The organism is Pelotalea chapellei (assembly GCF_018531195.1).
Lineage (GTDB): Bacteria > Desulfobacterota > Desulfuromonadia > Geobacterales > Pseudopelobacteraceae > Pelotalea > Pelotalea chapellei.
Genome location: NZ_JAHDYS010000012.1, coordinates 1 through 14,972, shown reverse-complemented (window position 1 = coordinate 14,972; position 14,972 = coordinate 1). Strand labels below are relative to the sequence as shown.

Here is a 14,972-nt window from a genome sequence, read left to right as displayed (position 1 = left end):
ATATGACTCAGAAAATCCTTTTTGTCCGCCTTGGTCGAATCAAATCCCTTTCTTACTATTGAACCCCTTAAAGTTGTCAAATTCATGCAGTTGTCCAAGTTTCGGATATAATGGAAATAATTCTTTTGTCTTGAATTCATTTCCAGCGTCGACCAGAGGAGACTCCAATGTATTTAAAATCATCCTCAAGACTACCACTGGTTCCCTTTATGTTTTTTCTTTTAACCCTGACTCCATCACAAAGGTTTTTCGGCAAATAGTGGGAATGGGTCCAGGTAAATGTAATCCGAATTACGACAATAACTGGTCCGCATGGCAAAGACTTGTCGGGCTGAAATAAAGGAGAAATCGAAAATGAAAATTCTCATCGCAACAGTCACGGTCGTCATGTTATCTGCCGGAAACATTTTCGCCGAAGATGTCATCGTTTTGCCTGCAAAAAATGGCAACGTTGAGTTCCATCACAAAAAACATCAGGAAATGCTGAAAACGTGCATGCCTTGTCATGAAAAAAAACCGGGCAAGATCGAGGTTTTCGGCAAAGACTTCGCCCACAAAACATGCAAAGGATGTCATGAAGAAAGAAAAGCCGGACCAACCAAGTGTAATGAATGTCACAAAAAATAATACATTGATTGTGTCATTGGTCGGCAACCTACCTTCTGCCTGATCTGTTTAATAACCGTCCGTCACCAATCCGAAGGACGCGGTTAGTGCTTGCCGCGCCCATCGGCTTGTATTGATGCGTTCCAGGTCTGGGTTCCAGTTCTTGTCTCTGTTGGGGAATGCGACGAGGATTTACAATGACTTGTTGAACTGGCGCTCATACGAACCGTTGCTATCGAACCGACCTTTATGAGTGTCGGAATATTGGCAGCTATTGTGATCATCAGGACATTTCTCAGTTTTACCCTTGAAGTGGAAATCACCGGAAAGTGGCCATGGTCCCAGTGTAACAGCAAAGATTGATTTCCTTTTGCCCCAATGCTTTTATCACTAAAGCACCTGATTTTACTTCTGTAAAAGCGCCTCTCCTTGTAAACCTTGATTTTACTCCGCACTCATAATTTTTAAATATAGCGTATTGACTATATGCTGTTTTGAATATATAAGATTTTATATATTCATTTCAGATGATTAAAATCCAATTAAAGTTGTCACAGTCGGGATTGTTCTTACAATTACGTTTATGCCGCCAGCATCTATGAAAAGAGGAGGGACCAGGTGAAGAAAGCGCTTTTACTAATGCTTGCGTGTCTTATTGCCGCAACACCTGCCATAGCTGGTGCAGAAGCAATTTCCCTGCGCGAAGCTGTCAATCGGGCGCTCAGCGGAAACCACTCGATAAAAGCCGCCCGCTACGAACAGGAAGCGGCGCGACAAGGAGCCGCCGCCAGTCATGGCCGCTATTGGCCAAGTGTCTATTTTGAAAGTGGAGTCTCCCTCTCCAACACGCCTAGCCGGGTCTTTATGATGAAGCTCGATGAGGCCCGCATCAACCCATCCTCTGATTTTTCTGCAGAACGTCTGAACCACCCCTCCGCCCGTGGCGATTTCAGAAGCGCACTCGCCGTTGAACAGCCGCTTTGGGACCGGCAAATAGCCACCGTTGCTGAATTAGCCGCCAAGGACGCCGAGGCTGCTGAGACCTCACTGGAATTTAACAGGGAGACCATCGCTTTTCGCGTCTATAACGCTTACCTCGAGGTTAGAACCGCACGGGCGGCCCGGGATATGTCGGAGCATGCGGTAGCGGATGCCCGTGAGCATAGTCGCCTGGCGGCTGTGCGGGAAAACGAGGGCATGGGTCTCAAATCCGATGTACTCAGGTCGGCTAGCGAACTTTCAGAGGCGGAACAGCGACTGGTAACGGCTGCCAATGATCTTCTCATAGCCCGGCTGAGGTTGAATCAGGTGATTGGTGGCCCTCAGGGGGAAAGTATTGATATCACGGAAGAGCCGAGGTTGGCGGAACCTTCCCAGACCTCAGATGCGCTGGTTTCTACTGCGTTTAAGAACCGGCCGGAGCTAAGGGCAGCCCGGAAATTACTGGAAAAAGGTGAGCTTTTGGTGCGGCAAGCCAACAACGCCTACCTTCCCACGCTGTATGCCGGCGCAACCTACCAGATCAACGACCGCGACCTTCCTCTGGGGTGGGATAACGATTCCTGGAGCCTCGGGATTAACCTGCGCTGGGAGATCTTTGATGGCCAGCGCAGGTCTCACGACAAAAGGAAAGCCGAATTTGCCCATGATGCCGTTGCTGAAAGCTTTGAAAATGCGCGGAGAGACGTGGCGCTGCAGGTGCATGAAGCCGTTTTGCGCCGACAAGAGAGCAAGCTTCGCCTGGCATCGGCGCGGCAGGCGCTGGATGCTGCTCAAGAGGGGGTGCGTTTGGTCGGTAAGCGTTTTGCCAACGGTCTTTGCACCATGGTGGAGCTGATGGATGCCGAGTCAACTCTCAACAGGGCAAGATTAAACATGGTCGAAATGGAGAACAATGACCTGAGGTCCACCGCTCAGATTCATTATGCTACCGGTCAATTTCTGCAGGAGGTGATGCGATGAGAACGTTGAAGGTGGTTTTTTTCGCCCTTTTGATAATTACAGCTCCCGGCTGTGGCAAGAAGGAGAGTCAGTCGATTGCCAAGAATACCGCACCACAGGTTCAAGGGGCAACGGTGAGCGTCCTCACCCAGGAATCGCTCCCGGAGCAGGTCGAGGCGGTGGGAAGCATCAAGGCGAGGAATATCGCAATTGTCTCTGCACGGATTTCCGGGAGTGTGACAGGCGTCTATGTCAAGGAAGGGGATCGGGTTTCTCGAGGGAAACCTTTGGTTACCATTGAGGCTTCAGAGGGCGGGGCCGCAGCCGCCGGGGCGCTTTCCGGAGTTCAGGAAGCAGAGCGCGGCTTGGACGAGGCAAGATCCCGCAAAAAGTTAGCCGACGCAACCTTCCAGCGCTTTTCAAAGCTTTACAACGAGCAGGCGGTAACGCGCCAGGAATTCGAAGTGCGTCAGATGGAGCAGGAGGTAGCCGCGCAAGGTGTGGCACGGGCCGAAGCACGGCTGAATCAGGCAGGGGAGAGTGCCAAGGCAGCCGGCGCCATCGCAGGTTATGGCAAGGTAGTGGCTCCGGTCTCCGGGATCGTAGTGGCCAAGCAGGTGGACCCCGGCCAGACTGTATTTCCCGGAACCCCGCTTGTCACAATCGAGGGGGAGGATGGGTATCGTCTCGAAGTGGCAGCCCCTGAAGGACTTTTGAGTAAGGTGCATGTCGGCGACAATGTGGCGGTGATATTGGAGGGTGGGGCCACAAGAGGTAGAGTCGCTGAGGTCGTGCCGACGGTTGACCCTGGAAGTCGAACCTTTCTGGCGAAGCTCGATATTTCCGCTCGAGGGTTACGCTCCGGGAGTTATGGCAAAGCACTCTTCAAGACCGGAGCGCGCCCAGGGGTCGCTGTCCCGACTGCCGCAGTCGTGGAGCGCGGAGCGCTCACCTCGGTATGGGTGGTTTCCCGGGACGGGATAGCCAGACTGCGCCTGGTGAAACTGGGAAAGAGCCTGGGAGACCGCATTGAGGTTCTTTCCGGACTTAGTGCCGGTGAGCGGATCGTAACGGCAGGGATGGAAAAGGTAAGCGATGGTGCCCGGGTAGAATACGGCACGAATCAATGATGCTGTGCCCACAGGCGCACAGATCAATCTGGAGAGACACATGACTAGCCTTGGCCTTGCGGGGAGAATTGCCCGTGCCTTCATAGACTCGAAGCTCACGCCCCTTATCGTGGGTGCTTCGCTGCTCCTCGGGCTTTTCTCGGTGCTTGCCACTCCGCGTGAAGAGGAGCCCCAGATCGTGGTCCCGATGGTGGATATTTATCTTCCCCTGCCCGGTTCTTCACCCAAAGAGGTGGAAGAGCGGCTGGTGGCTCCATACGAGAAAAAGATCTGGGAACTAGAAGGAGTGGAATACGTTTACTCCGCAAGCCGCCCCGGAATGGGAATCGTGACGGTCCGTTTCCTGGTGGGAAGCAACATGGAAGAGTCGCTGGTGAAGCTCTACAACAAGGTGATGAGCAGCCGCGAACTGCTTCCACCGGGATCGGGCGAGCCGCTCGTGGTCCCGAAATCGATTGACGACGTTCCGATCCTTACCGTTACCCTCTGGTCTGAGCGCTACGATCACCACGCCTTGCGCCGGGTGGCGCAGGAACTGCTGGGTGAATTGAAGAAATCTGACAACGTTGGGGAGACGGAAATCAAAGGTGGACTCTCCCGTGAGCTTAAGGTGCGGCTGGACAGCGGGAAGCTCGCCAATGCCGGCATCTCTCCGGTTGCCGTCCTGGGTGCGCTGCAAAAGGGGAATCAATCCGGGCAAGCCGGCACCTTTGCCTCGGGAAACCGCGACTACACCCTTTATGCAGGAAGCTTTCTCGATGACCCGCAAGGGATAAAACGCCTGGTAGTCGGCGTCAAGGGTGCCCGCCCGATCTATCTGGAAGAGGTGGCTCAAGTCATCGACGGGGTCCAGGAGCCAGCCGACTACGTCTTCTTCGGCCTTGGACCGGCAGCGGCCCATAAGGGGCTCACCGGCAGACCGGGAGACCATCCGGCAGTGACGCTCTCGGTCGCCAAGCGCAAAGGGGCTAACGCTACCTGGGTTGCCGAGGACCTTTTGCAGCGGGTTGAATTCCAGAAAGGAAAGATCATCCCGGCGGAGATGCAGGTCACGGTGACCAGGAACTACGGCGAGACCGCCAAGGAGAAGAACAACGAGCTGCTGTTCCATATGTTCCTGGCCGCGATCTCCGTCACCCTGCTGATTGCAATCTTCATGGGGTGGCGGGCCGGCGCGGTTGCTGCCATAGCGATCCCGGTAACGCTTGCGCTGACCATGTTTATCTTCAACAGAATCGGCTACACCTTGAACCGGATCACACTGTTCGCCCTGATCTTCTCCATCGGAATCCTGGTGGACGACGCGATCGTGGTGGTGGAGAACATCCACCGTTATTTCACCACAACCCGCCTTAATCCGCTGGAGGCCGCGATTCGCGCTGTGGACGAGATCGGAAACCCGACCATACTGGCGACCTTTGCGGTCATCGGCAGTATTCTTCCGATGGGATTCGTGGGGGGACTGATGGGACCCTACATGCGTCCCATACCGGTGGGCGCCTCCCTGGCGATGATCTTCTCGCTCTTGATCGCCTTTATTGTCACTCCCTACTTCGCTTACCGCTTCATGAAAGGGGAGTCCCATTTCGGAGACGCTGCCGCGGAGCCTGAAGAATCTGTGGTGACTCGCTTTTACCGCAGGGTCATGGGCATACTCCTGCACAAAAAGCCGGTACGTAATGCATTTCTGGCGCTGGTGGTGCTGATGCTTCTACTCTCCTGCTCCCTGGTCTACTTTAAGGCGGTCACGGTCAAGATGCTCCCTTTTGATAATAAGAGCGAGCTGCAGCTGATCGTGGATGCGCCCGAAGGAACTACCCTGGAGGAGAACGCACGGCTGGTCGCTGAACTTGGGGACGTGCTGCGCAAGGTGCCGGAGGTGACTGATTTTCAAAGCTACGTCGGCATCAGTTCTCCTTTTAATTTCAACGGGCTGGTGCGCCACTACTACCTGCGCAAGGGAGCAAACATCGCCGAGATCCAGGTGAACCTGGTTCCCAAGGATGCGCGCAAGGAGCAGTCGCACGATATCGCACGCCGCATCCGTCCGGCACTCAAGCAAATCACCGACCGTTACGGCGCAAGGCTCAAGGTTGCCGAGATACCCCCCGGCCCGCCGGTTCTTTCCACCCTGGTCGCCGAGGTATATGGCCCGGACCAGAAAAGTAGAGTCGCTATCGCGCAGAAGGTTAAGCAGATTTTCAAGAAGACTGAAGGGGTGGTCGATACCGACTGGTACCAGGAAGATGATCAGCCCAGCCTTCGTCTGGAAGTGGACCGGGAAAAAGCGGGGCTTTCCGGCATTAACGCCGCAGAAGTTGTGCAGACGCTGCAGATGGCAGCGGGGGGCGCTCCCGCGGGTCTCATGCACGTGCCACGCGAGAAGGAACCGGTCCTGATCAACCTGCGCCTTCCCGAAGCTGCGCGCAACGATCTTTCCTCACTCTCCTCACTCTACATTCCGGGACCGCGGGGCAATGTTCCACTCTCCCAGCTGGTGCGGGTGGTGAACGGAGTGGAGGAAAAATCGCTCTACCGGAAGAACATGAAGAGCGTGGTTTACGTCACCGGCGACGTGGCCGGCGCTATCGAAGCCCCGGTGTACGCCATACTGAAGATGCAAAAGGAGATCGACGACATCGTGCTCCCCGGCGGATATCATATCGAACAGCGAGCAGCGAGCCAGCCTTGGAACGAGGAGCGCCCCGGAATCAAGTGGGACGGCGAGTGGCACATCACCTATGAGGTGTTTCGGGATCTCGGCGCGGCCTTTGCCGCGGTGATGGTCCTCATCTATGTCCTGGTTGTCGCCTGGTTCAAGGATTTCACCACGCCGCTGGTGATCATGGCGCCGATACCGCTTACTCTGATAGGCATCCTTCCAGGTCACGCCCTGATGGGTGCTTTCTTCACTGCCACGAGCATGATCGGCTTCATCGCCCTGGCGGGAATCATTGTACGTAACTCGATTATTCTGATCGATTTCGCCGAGCTGCGGCGCCGGGAGGGGATGCCGCTGGACCAGGCGATCATTGACGCGGGGGCGGTACGTTTCCGACCCATGCTCCTGACCGCAGCCGCCGTTGTAGTGGGAAGTTTTGTCATCCTGTTTGACCCGATCTTCCAGGGGCTGGCCCTGGCCATGATGTGCGGAGAAATTGCCTCGACTACCCTTTCCAGGATCACGATACCAATTCTCTACTATCTGGTGGAGTCGTGGAAGGAGCGCCACCAAAAGATGGCAGTGGCGCCGGGAGAGCCGTAATGCATGTACCCGAGCGCGACTTGGCGTCTTAAGCGAAGCGAGCGAGAGAGCAGTTGAAAGACCTCTTCTCACGCAAAGCCGCAAAGACGCTAAGATAAGCAATTCTATAAGGAAAAAATATCTGGAAAACCGCCGGACCAGTGACCTGGCTGATTGCCAGCACCTTAACCTCCCCAGTACAGAATTACATACATTTTTCAAGGAGCACAAAATGCACATCGACAGAATACTGCGACTGATGGCGGGCGGCTTTATCCTTACATCATTGGTGCTTGCCCACTATCATAGCCCGAACTGGCTCTGGTTCACCGCATTCGTTGGTCTCAACCTGTTTCAGTCCGGCTTTACCAACTGGTGCCCAATGATGTATATCTTGGAAAGGCTTGGAGTTCCGAAGCTTCCCGCAAATTGCGGCGATAAATAGGGCATTACCCAAAGGGGAAGGCTACCGGTTTACAAGGTGCCTTTGGTTGGGTTGCAGATTGAGGAGGTAAAGCTATTGTCAAAAATGACGCCGGAGACAGAACGAGAGCTGGAGGAATGGGCTCTTTTGTTGAAAACCTTGGGTCACCCGGTCCGTTTGCGGATTGCAATCGGCCTGGCAAAGGAATCTGCATGTGTCATGGAAATCTGGGAGTGCCTTGAGATGCCACAGGCGGTGGTATCGCAACACCTTAAGGTGATGAAGGAGAAAGGTCTGGTTGTGTCTTGCCGGGAAGGGACGCGGGTGCGCTACGAGCTCGGTAGCGAAAGGATTGCAGAGTTGGTCAGGGTAATTACTCGTAACTCAAGCCTTGGTTTGGGAACTGCCGACCGTTGATTGTTCGGACATTCAAGGGTGATATTCGCGGCAAAGGGTGCGTGGGAAGATTGGCATTGACGACTAGGATAGATTTTATAATCACCGCTAGCACAAAAGGCATACCCTCACTTGCCTATCCCTTGTCTTTTGATCGGGATCAGTGTAATTAATAGCGAATGACTGATAGCAGTATGCATCAAAGACATGTTTTGATTTCAGTTACGGCCCTTATTGCATTTTGTTTGGTGCTTGGTGGAATGCGCGTACCTGATCTTTCGCGTCCTCATCGGCCTAAACCGAGTCGGAAGGCCGTCATTGAGATTCAGGTCAAAACATCTCAGCAGAATGTTAATAAGTGCATCGATTTCCTTGCCGTCATGGCAACTCCTGTCCAACTTCGAACCGTTCTTTCCTACCGAACAAAGTCGTTTTTTGCTGTTCACTTCACTGAAGTTCCGCTTCTATTTTTTAACTCATCCCGCGCCCCCCCTCTCTTCCTCTCCTGATTAGAATTAATACTGATTTTTACGTCACTCTGTATATTCCCAGTGCTTTTGTACTTGCGCGAATAGTTGCGCCTTTTTTTATCTAATTTTTAAAGAATAGGAGAATGCAATGAAGGAATCTATCAATCAGCTTCTGTTGATTTTTTTCGCGGGGATGTTTCTGTTTGCAGGTTGTGCCACACAGGACGTCGTTAAAAAAGAAGAACCAATTGTACCGGTAGCAATATCCGCTAAGCCTGATGAGGGCGCATCAAAATCAAAAACATTTGATAAGCCAACTGTTGCAACAACGGCGGTGAATTCACCCAATGTTAAAGTTGTTGATCAGAAATCTCAGCCCACCAAAGAAACATCAATCGCTGATCTGCAGAAATCGCTTGAGAATATATATTTTGATTTTGATGCATCAACGTTGAGTGATACAGCCCGTCAAGCGCTTTCCAGGAATTTTGATCTTTTGATGAAAAATCCTCGAGCTGCAATTCGAATTGAAGGGAACTGCGACGAGCGCGGTTCCAGCGAATACAATCTGGCACTCGGTGAACGGAGAGCACAGGCAGCTGTTAGTTATCTGACAACAATGGGCATTCCATCCGGCCGATTGTCCATTATCAGTTATGGTAAGGAAAAACCGGCTGATCCGGGCCATAATGAAGCTGCTTTGGCCAAAAACCGACGAGACGAGTTTGTTGTTATCAAATAAAAAAACATGATGCCAGGGGCCGCTACAGCGGCCTTTGGTTTTTTAAGAGGACCACATGCGCAGATTCAACTCTTTATTAGCACTGATATTATTCGCCCTTTTCTCCTGTGGTTTTACCTGGGGATTCGGTAAGGGAGATCATTGTAGTGAGTCAACGAAGGCCGTTGAGGGTGTTACCAATGAAACACTACCCGCAGAAAGAGCGAAGATTGAAAAAAAGATTCTCTCTCTTTGCCCCGATGGGGGAGCGGCTCATTACCTGAAAGGATTGGCTTTGGGGGCAAGCAATAAGTCAGAACAGGCCATAAGTGAGTATCGTGACGCTATTTCTAAAGAACCGCTGCTCGCTGATGCCTACGGCCAACTCGGGCTGCTAATGTTAAAGAAAGGAGTTCCGGACGAAGCATCCGTTAACCTTTATAATTCCCTGAAGCTAAAAAGATCTCCAAGTTACGCCAAGGCATTGGCTGACCTTTATCTTGAAGGCAAATTCTATGGTTTAGCTTTGCTTCATTACGAACAGACTATGCCTGTATTCGCTAATGATGTGTCTGTACAAAACGGCATGGGTCAATGTTATTTGGGGCAGGGGAATCTTGTAAAGGCTCGGGAGAAGTTCCAGACGGTGTTGCACCTGCAACCTGCCAACGAACTCTCCCATTTGAAACTTGCCGAAATATATCAAAAAGAAAAACAGTATGACCAGGCTATCGCCGAATTAAGGTTATCCCTAGCAGCCAATCCCGGGAACAGGGACAGTCACTATCGGTTGGCCCAATTTCTTGAAATGACAGGTAATTCCAACGAAGCCAGTAATGAGTATAAATTGGCTGGAGTCGAACGGAGCGTCGACCCCTCTGATCACATGCAAAGGGCTGCATCTTTTACAGCAGCAGGGGCATATGATAAGGCAGCAAACGAATAGCCTCAACATCTTTACCGACCTGGGCATGAGTGTCACGCATCCAACCAATAATGTTTCTGCCGCTGCTGGCTTCCAGGGTTTGATGACCGGTGCCTTCTTCCAACCGGAGGCTCCTAAAAGCAAGACCGGCTGGGCCGTTTTTGCGGGGGTGCGCTATGATCTCCCCACGAAAACCAAAATCGGCTTTGAATTTAACCACGGATCAAAGGACTGGATCACTTTTGCACCGGCTGCTGATGATATGTGGACCGCCAAAGTCGGAACCCGTGGCAACGTCTACGAACCCTACATCATTCAGGAACTTGATCTGAAGCCGCTCTCTTCCTACTTTGCCAAAGCCTTTTTCAAACTGGGCTACCAGTATTATGATTTTGAGTACACTGGCAGCAACAACTGGGTCGGGGCGTCCAAAAAGATATCTGATATCAAGTCCACCGATATGATGATGCTGGCCCCGGTCAAATCTGCCCATGATATCTACGGCACGTTCGAAGTAAAATTCTAGACTTAAGACAATGGGTCCGGCAATGACCTCTCGTCCTTGCCGGACCTGTCATGAAAGAAAAGGAGTCTGTCATGAAAAGAGTGTTGTCAGGTGTTCTGGTGGCCGCCTTCATGTTGGTTTCAGTGGTTATGTTCTCGCAAACCGCACAGGCAGATGAAGGTAAGATAGTGGGCACAATTTCGAAATTGGTGATTTCGGCCGACAAAAAAAGCGCAACTGTCGTGCTGAAAGATATTAAGAGTGGCGAGGATCTTACCGTACTGATTACCGATGATCTGACCCTGGATAAATTCAATGACAAACGCATTGTGGAAGGCGATGAAATCCGCTGCAAATACGAAAAGGATGGCGGCAAGAATTCAAGCAAGATGTTCAAGAAAACAGCCGGGTGCTAACACCATTCCCCGTGCTGGAAAGTGGTGTTGTTAAACCAATGTGACTGTGACGGCAGGCCTTTGAGAACATTATCAAGTCGTGACCGGAGGGAGTGCGCGGGCGGTTATGTTTTTTAACTTTGCTTGCACGCGTTCGTAAAGGAGATGGAAATGATAAAGAAGATTGTGTTTTTTACATTTGCCGTAAGTTTTGCCGGTGTCTGTTATGGCCAGGCTGCTGAACATCCAGGCAAGGAATATATACTTAAAAACGGCTACCAGGGCCCGAAGACTTGCGAGGTATGCCATCCCGGCAAGGCAAAGGAGTTTATCGGAACAGTCCATTGGACCCATGCCTCAAAGGTTGACAATGTTGATAATGTAAAACCGAATGAAGTTTACGGTATGAAAAACCGGAACTACACCATGTGCAATGGTAATGACATTGTTAATAATCTGAAGGAAGTGCCGGCCAATGATAAGGGCAAGACAAAATTTTCCGGATGCAACAGTTGCCATCCTGGAGACCATGCCAGCGATGTTGGCAGTACAGGCCCTGCGGCTGAAGCTGCCATCGACTGCCTGTTGTGCCATTCAGTCAAGTATGATTTCAGCAAGCGTAAGCCGATGAAAAGGAATGATGGGGTTGTCATAATCGGGCAGGACCGGAGTGTCGAGGCGGCAGCCAACCTTGGCAGGCCATCGAATAAAACCTGCATGACCTGCCACGAAGCCGCTGGCGGTGGTGTGTATGTCAAGCGAGGTTTTGAAATGACGGCCGCAGCCGATGCCCATGCGGCTAAAAAAATGGTCTGCATTGACTGCCATGTTGTGAAGAACCATAGGATTCCTACAGGTTTCGATCCCAATAACTGGGCCCACGACGGACTCAGGCTATCATGTGTCGGCAGTTGTCATACCGAAAAACCCCACAAGGATGCACAGATAGATAACCATTCTTCCAAAATCGCCTGCCAGACCTGCCACATCCCCAAAACCGGCGGAGCGACTGCCAAGGATTTCACTGTGTGGACAAAGCTGGATAATGGTTTCTACGAACCGTCAACCTTGAAGAAAGAGGTTAATGAAACAACGCCTATCTACGCCTGGTACAATCAGACCGTTGCCAATCGTCCCGATTTCATCGGTCCCAAAGGAAGCAGGATTGACGGTAAGAGCAAAATCTATCCCTTCAAGGTGTTCCAGGGCAAAGCTTACTACAACAAAAAGACGGGTGAACTGCTCTCCATGGATTTCGCTCCTCCCTCATCAACAGGCGATACGTTGGCCGGCGTTGCTTCTGCTGCTAAAATCCTTGGTATCAAGGAATATGAACCGGTCCCGGGATGGCAGACCATCTACTTCAGTAGCAACCATCAGGTCGCTCCTAAAAAGAGAGCACTTTCCTGCGCAAATTGCCATGCTCCCAATGGAATTCTTAATTTCAAGGAACTTGGTTACAGCAACGAGGAAATCAAAAACCTGACCAATCCTGAACTCTATTTTCAGCGATTGTTGAAAAAGCAGATCGAAGAAGAATAAGTTCAGATTCCACAGTGAGTATGCCTCGGCACGGCCGGGGTATACTCAATACCCATGTTGACCGCTACAACTAAGAGCGACTGCATTTCGCTTTGTCGATTGGCTAAAACTTTTTGCACGGCTGTCTCATCAGTCTGGTGCCATCCTCGATGATGCTTTTTATGGTGCTGCGAGCGATGGTTTGCTTGGAACGGGCCAGTGGTCAACGCTAGCCGCTACGATAACTATGGAACAACTGCATAAATGGACAAGACTCCTATTAGGCAGTACATTTTTCAAAGGGAAGTTAAGCATAAACTTTGAAAGGTGGTTAAAAATGGACCTGAGAACAGCCTATGCCTTTGGAAAAACAGTAGACATGACGCATGTCGAAGCTGAACGGAAGGTGCGTGAGGAGTTGGCGAAAGAAGGGTTTGGAGTGCTCACCGAGATTGATGTCAAGAAGAAATTTGCCGAGAAACTTCAAAAGGAGTTTCGTGAATATCTTATTCTTGGAGCCTGTAATCCCTCCCTTGCCTATGAAGCCCTCAGCCGTGAAATTGATCTTGGTGCGCTCCTGCCCTGTAATGTTGTGATCTACACGCGGGATGACGGTAAAACGGCGGTTATGGTTATGGATCCGATTGCGGCGCTTTCGATGATCGATAACCCGGAGATGGTAGATTTTGCAAAAAAAGTAGCAGAAAAAATGGAGAGGGTTCTTTTCGCATTGTAATAATAGTGTTTAATGCGGCCATCCTCCAATATCGCAGGCCGATGCACCCGTACTATCCTGCCAGCTGCTGACGTTGCACGGCAGTAGCCAAGCGCAATGCCCAGCGTCCTTCGCAGTGGATGCCCTTTTTTATTACTCTCCTCCCATGTCTCAGCGCGTGTCTTTTTAACCTGCTTGGCCACCATATCCATGGCCAGCTCAAGCGGTATCTCCTTCCACTGGCTGGCAAATGGACGGCGATAGAGGACGTGATGAACCCTATGGGTGCCGGTCACAAGCTGTATGGTGGCCGATCCTTTGGGGCAAAGGCACCCGCGGGAAATGGGAGAGCTGTAATCCCCCTCTATATCCATGATTTTGCCATCCTTGACATAGACTTGTTGACCACAGCCGACGCCGCAGTAGGGGCAGATGGAGGGAACCACCTTGTCCGCCTCCGCAATGCGCGGCTTTAGCGAACGAGTAACTTCAACATAACCTACTGAAATCACATAAGCGGCACTACTGAAGTTACTCTGCAAAAAAGCCCCGAAGTGGGCGTAGGTCGCTCTTTTTGTAATGGGTATAAAGGTAATGATCGAAGCCGTGTCTAAAGTCAAAAGTGGATGAAGCATAACCAGGGTTTTGGGTTGCGCGTTACGTGAGACTGATTTTTCAGTTTCGGGCTTGGCTTCTTAAGATGGTAGAAAAGCGGGGGACCAGTTCGCCGAACTTGACCTGAGCTATGCGCCGCCTTATTCTCCTGTGTGGGATCCGTTTCTTGTGGCGGTAAACCTGGCTGTAAAAAAGGTATAACATAATTTCGTATCTGTCATAAATTCAGGAGTGTTACCCAATGATCTGTCCTTACTGTAAGGAAAGTATTCTCGACGGGGCCATCAAATGCAAACATTGCGGATCAATGGTCAATCTTGATCCCGCAAATCCGATTAATGTCGATAACATAACCACAGAAGAAATACGTGTATTTGCTGGTCCGAACTCTTATTACTATATTCAGAATTTCTCTAAATTCACCATAACCGGGAGGGAGACTTTCTGCGCGACATGGAACTGGTCCTGCTTTGCTTTTACGTTTTTCTGGTTTCTGTATCGAAAAATGTATGTTCTGGCAGTGATAGCCTTTATCGTATTCTGCCTGCCGGGCATCAATATCATTCTGCACATTGGAGCAGGAATCATTGGCAACTACCTGTATTACAGGCATGTTAAAGCTCGGATTCTGGAGATACGGGCAACTCAGACATCCCAGAATTATATTCCGGTGCTACAGGAGGTTGGTGGGGTAAATAAATGGGTGATTACCCTCGGGATAGTCATTAGCGTATTTATTGCGCTATTAATCGCGATTTTCTTCTCTACAATAATTGCTTCGGTCGGACATTTTGTGGAAATCACGATTTAATAAATTCGGTATGAAGGAGGGTAAAATGGCTTTCAGCAGATCGAAAGGGTTTATGTGGGGCGGCATTTTAATCGTACTCATAGTTGCAGGTTGCGGACTTTATACATGGATCACCTTGAATTGGAGCTTTTCCAGTGGCGAACGAGCAGGATACGTTCAGAAATTCTCCCACAAAGGCTGGCTCTGCAAGACGTGGGAAGGGGAGCTGCAAATGATACCGGTGCCTGGTTCCATTCCCGAAAAGTTCTTGTTCAGCGTGCGTGATGATGCGATCGCCCAGAAGATCAATGCATCCATGGGTAAAAGAGTATCACTGCACTACGAGCAGCACAAAGGCGTCCCAACCCAATGTTTCGGTGAGACCGAGTATTATGTGACCAATGTGATCAGTGTAGGGGAATAGCAAAAGGTTGTTGAAAACAGCCATCTCGCCGCCGTCCTCGAAAGCCACCTTGTGCGACGTAGCGCTGCTACGTCTTGTATGTTGGACTGACAGTAACTAGATTCTCTGTTCCAGGACATGGCAGTTTGATTACGCCTTGGGCTATAACCC

General features: G+C 51.0%; 14 protein-coding genes and 2 pseudogenes. 15 read left to right on the top strand and 1 reads right to left on the bottom strand.

Features of this window, described 5'->3' with window-relative positions:
• The first annotated feature begins 354 nt into the window (after window positions 1–354).
• The 13 genes and pseudogenes from KJB30_RS12855 to KJB30_RS12795 all read left to right on the top strand — a co-directional run bounded on the left by KJB30_RS12855 (window position 355) and on the right by KJB30_RS12795 (window position 13,014).
• Window positions 355–627 (top strand): cytochrome c7, encoded by a 273-nt coding sequence (locus KJB30_RS12855; RefSeq protein ID WP_214299914.1) that lies wholly within the window; start codon window positions 355–357, stop codon window positions 625–627.
• Window positions 628–816: 189 nt separating this feature from the next.
• On the top strand, window positions 817–969 hold the full coding sequence (locus KJB30_RS18480) for a DUF1622 domain-containing protein (RefSeq protein ID WP_496198533.1): 153 nt from the start codon (window positions 817–819) through the stop codon (window positions 967–969).
• A 255-nt stretch (window positions 970–1,224) separates the two neighbouring features.
• Window positions 1,225–2,568 carry a TolC family protein gene (locus KJB30_RS12845; protein WP_367618980.1) on the top strand — a complete coding sequence of 448 codons (1,344 nt, stop codon included), beginning with the start codon at window positions 1,225–1,227 and terminating at the stop codon, window positions 2,566–2,568.
• Window positions 2,565–3,677 carry an efflux RND transporter periplasmic adaptor subunit gene (locus KJB30_RS12840; protein WP_214299912.1) on the top strand — a complete coding sequence of 371 codons (1,113 nt, stop codon included), beginning with the start codon at window positions 2,565–2,567 and terminating at the stop codon, window positions 3,675–3,677. The genes KJB30_RS12845 and KJB30_RS12840 overlap by 4 nt, the downstream gene beginning before the upstream one ends.
• A 40-nt stretch (window positions 3,678–3,717) precedes the next feature.
• On the top strand, window positions 3,718–6,942 hold the full coding sequence (locus KJB30_RS12835; protein WP_214299905.1) for an efflux RND transporter permease subunit: 3,225 nt from the start codon (window positions 3,718–3,720) through the stop codon (window positions 6,940–6,942).
• Between the two features lie 211 nt (window positions 6,943–7,153).
• Window positions 7,154–7,366: a YgaP family membrane protein gene (locus tag KJB30_RS12830; protein WP_214299903.1), complete on the top strand. Its 213-nt coding sequence runs from the start codon at window positions 7,154–7,156 to the stop codon at window positions 7,364–7,366.
• 84 nt (window positions 7,367–7,450) lie between these two features.
• Window positions 7,451–7,762, top strand: a complete 312-nt coding sequence (locus KJB30_RS12825) for an ArsR/SmtB family transcription factor (RefSeq protein ID WP_214300072.1) — start codon at window positions 7,451–7,453, stop codon at window positions 7,760–7,762.
• A gap of 597 nt (window positions 7,763–8,359) precedes the next feature.
• A complete protein-coding gene (pal, locus tag KJB30_RS12820) occupies window positions 8,360–8,953 on the top strand; it encodes a peptidoglycan-associated lipoprotein Pal (RefSeq protein WP_214299901.1) in 594 nt (197 codons plus the stop codon).
• A 55-nt stretch (window positions 8,954–9,008) separates the two neighbouring features.
• Complete coding sequence (locus tag KJB30_RS12815) at window positions 9,009–9,878, top strand: tetratricopeptide repeat protein (protein ID WP_214299899.1); 870 nt, start codon at window positions 9,009–9,011, stop codon at window positions 9,876–9,878.
• Between the two features lies 1 nt (window position 9,879).
• Window positions 9,880–10,383 (top strand): annotated as a pseudogene (locus tag KJB30_RS12810) (DUF3373 family protein); the annotation flags it as partial.
• A gap of 71 nt (window positions 10,384–10,454) precedes the next feature.
• Window positions 10,455–10,778, top strand: a complete 324-nt coding sequence (locus tag KJB30_RS12805; RefSeq protein WP_214299895.1) for a hypothetical protein — start codon at window positions 10,455–10,457, stop codon at window positions 10,776–10,778.
• 150 nt (window positions 10,779–10,928) lie between these two features.
• On the top strand, window positions 10,929–12,299 hold the full coding sequence (locus KJB30_RS12800) for a cytochrome C (RefSeq protein WP_214299893.1): 1,371 nt from the start codon (window positions 10,929–10,931) through the stop codon (window positions 12,297–12,299).
• Between the two features lie 226 nt (window positions 12,300–12,525).
• Window positions 12,526–13,014 (top strand): DUF302 domain-containing protein, encoded by a 489-nt coding sequence (locus KJB30_RS12795; RefSeq protein WP_367618979.1) that lies wholly within the window; start codon window positions 12,526–12,528, stop codon window positions 13,012–13,014.
• Window positions 13,015–13,106: 92 nt separating this feature from the next.
• Here KJB30_RS12795 and KJB30_RS12790 read toward each other — a convergent pair.
• Window positions 13,107–13,484: pseudogene (locus tag KJB30_RS12790) on the bottom strand (formate dehydrogenase); the annotation flags it as partial.
• 365 nt (window positions 13,485–13,849) lie between these two features.
• Between KJB30_RS12790 and KJB30_RS12785 the strand changes: the two are divergent.
• Together KJB30_RS12785 and KJB30_RS12780 are read left to right on the top strand one after the other, a co-directional pair.
• Complete coding sequence (locus tag KJB30_RS12785) at window positions 13,850–14,419, top strand: hypothetical protein (protein WP_214299891.1); 570 nt, start codon at window positions 13,850–13,852, stop codon at window positions 14,417–14,419.
• A gap of 25 nt (window positions 14,420–14,444) precedes the next feature.
• Window positions 14,445–14,822, top strand: coding sequence for a DUF8785 domain-containing protein (locus KJB30_RS12780; RefSeq protein WP_214299889.1), 378 nt, complete (start codon window positions 14,445–14,447; stop codon window positions 14,820–14,822).
• Window positions 14,823–14,972: the final 150 nt, after the last annotated feature.

Excerpts from the sequence above, each read along its gene's own strand:
- KJB30_RS12785 (WP_214299891.1), top strand. The coding sequence starts at position 13,850 with ATGATCTGTCCTTACTGTAAGGAAAGTATTCTCGACGGGGCCATCAAA.
- KJB30_RS12830 (WP_214299903.1), top strand. The coding sequence starts at position 7,154 with ATGCACATCGACAGAATACTGCGACTGATGGCGGGCGGCTTTATCCTT.
- KJB30_RS12825 (WP_214300072.1), top strand. The coding sequence starts at position 7,451 with ATGACGCCGGAGACAGAACGAGAGCTGGAGGAATGGGCTCTTTTGTTG.
- KJB30_RS12835 (WP_214299905.1), top strand. The coding sequence starts at position 3,718 with ATGACTAGCCTTGGCCTTGCGGGGAGAATTGCCCGTGCCTTCATAGAC.
- KJB30_RS12840 (WP_214299912.1), top strand. The coding sequence starts at position 2,565 with ATGAGAACGTTGAAGGTGGTTTTTTTCGCCCTTTTGATAATTACAGCT.
- KJB30_RS12815 (WP_214299899.1), top strand. The coding sequence starts at position 9,009 with ATGCGCAGATTCAACTCTTTATTAGCACTGATATTATTCGCCCTTTTC.
- pal (WP_214299901.1), top strand. The coding sequence starts at position 8,360 with ATGAAGGAATCTATCAATCAGCTTCTGTTGATTTTTTTCGCGGGGATG.
- KJB30_RS12780 (WP_214299889.1), top strand. The coding sequence starts at position 14,445 with ATGGCTTTCAGCAGATCGAAAGGGTTTATGTGGGGCGGCATTTTAATC.
- KJB30_RS12795 (WP_367618979.1), top strand. The coding sequence starts at position 12,526 with ATGGAACAACTGCATAAATGGACAAGACTCCTATTAGGCAGTACATTT.
- KJB30_RS12805 (WP_214299895.1), top strand. The coding sequence starts at position 10,455 with ATGAAAAGAGTGTTGTCAGGTGTTCTGGTGGCCGCCTTCATGTTGGTT.
- KJB30_RS12800 (WP_214299893.1), top strand. The coding sequence starts at position 10,929 with ATGATAAAGAAGATTGTGTTTTTTACATTTGCCGTAAGTTTTGCCGGT.
- KJB30_RS12855 (WP_214299914.1), top strand. The coding sequence starts at position 355 with ATGAAAATTCTCATCGCAACAGTCACGGTCGTCATGTTATCTGCCGGA.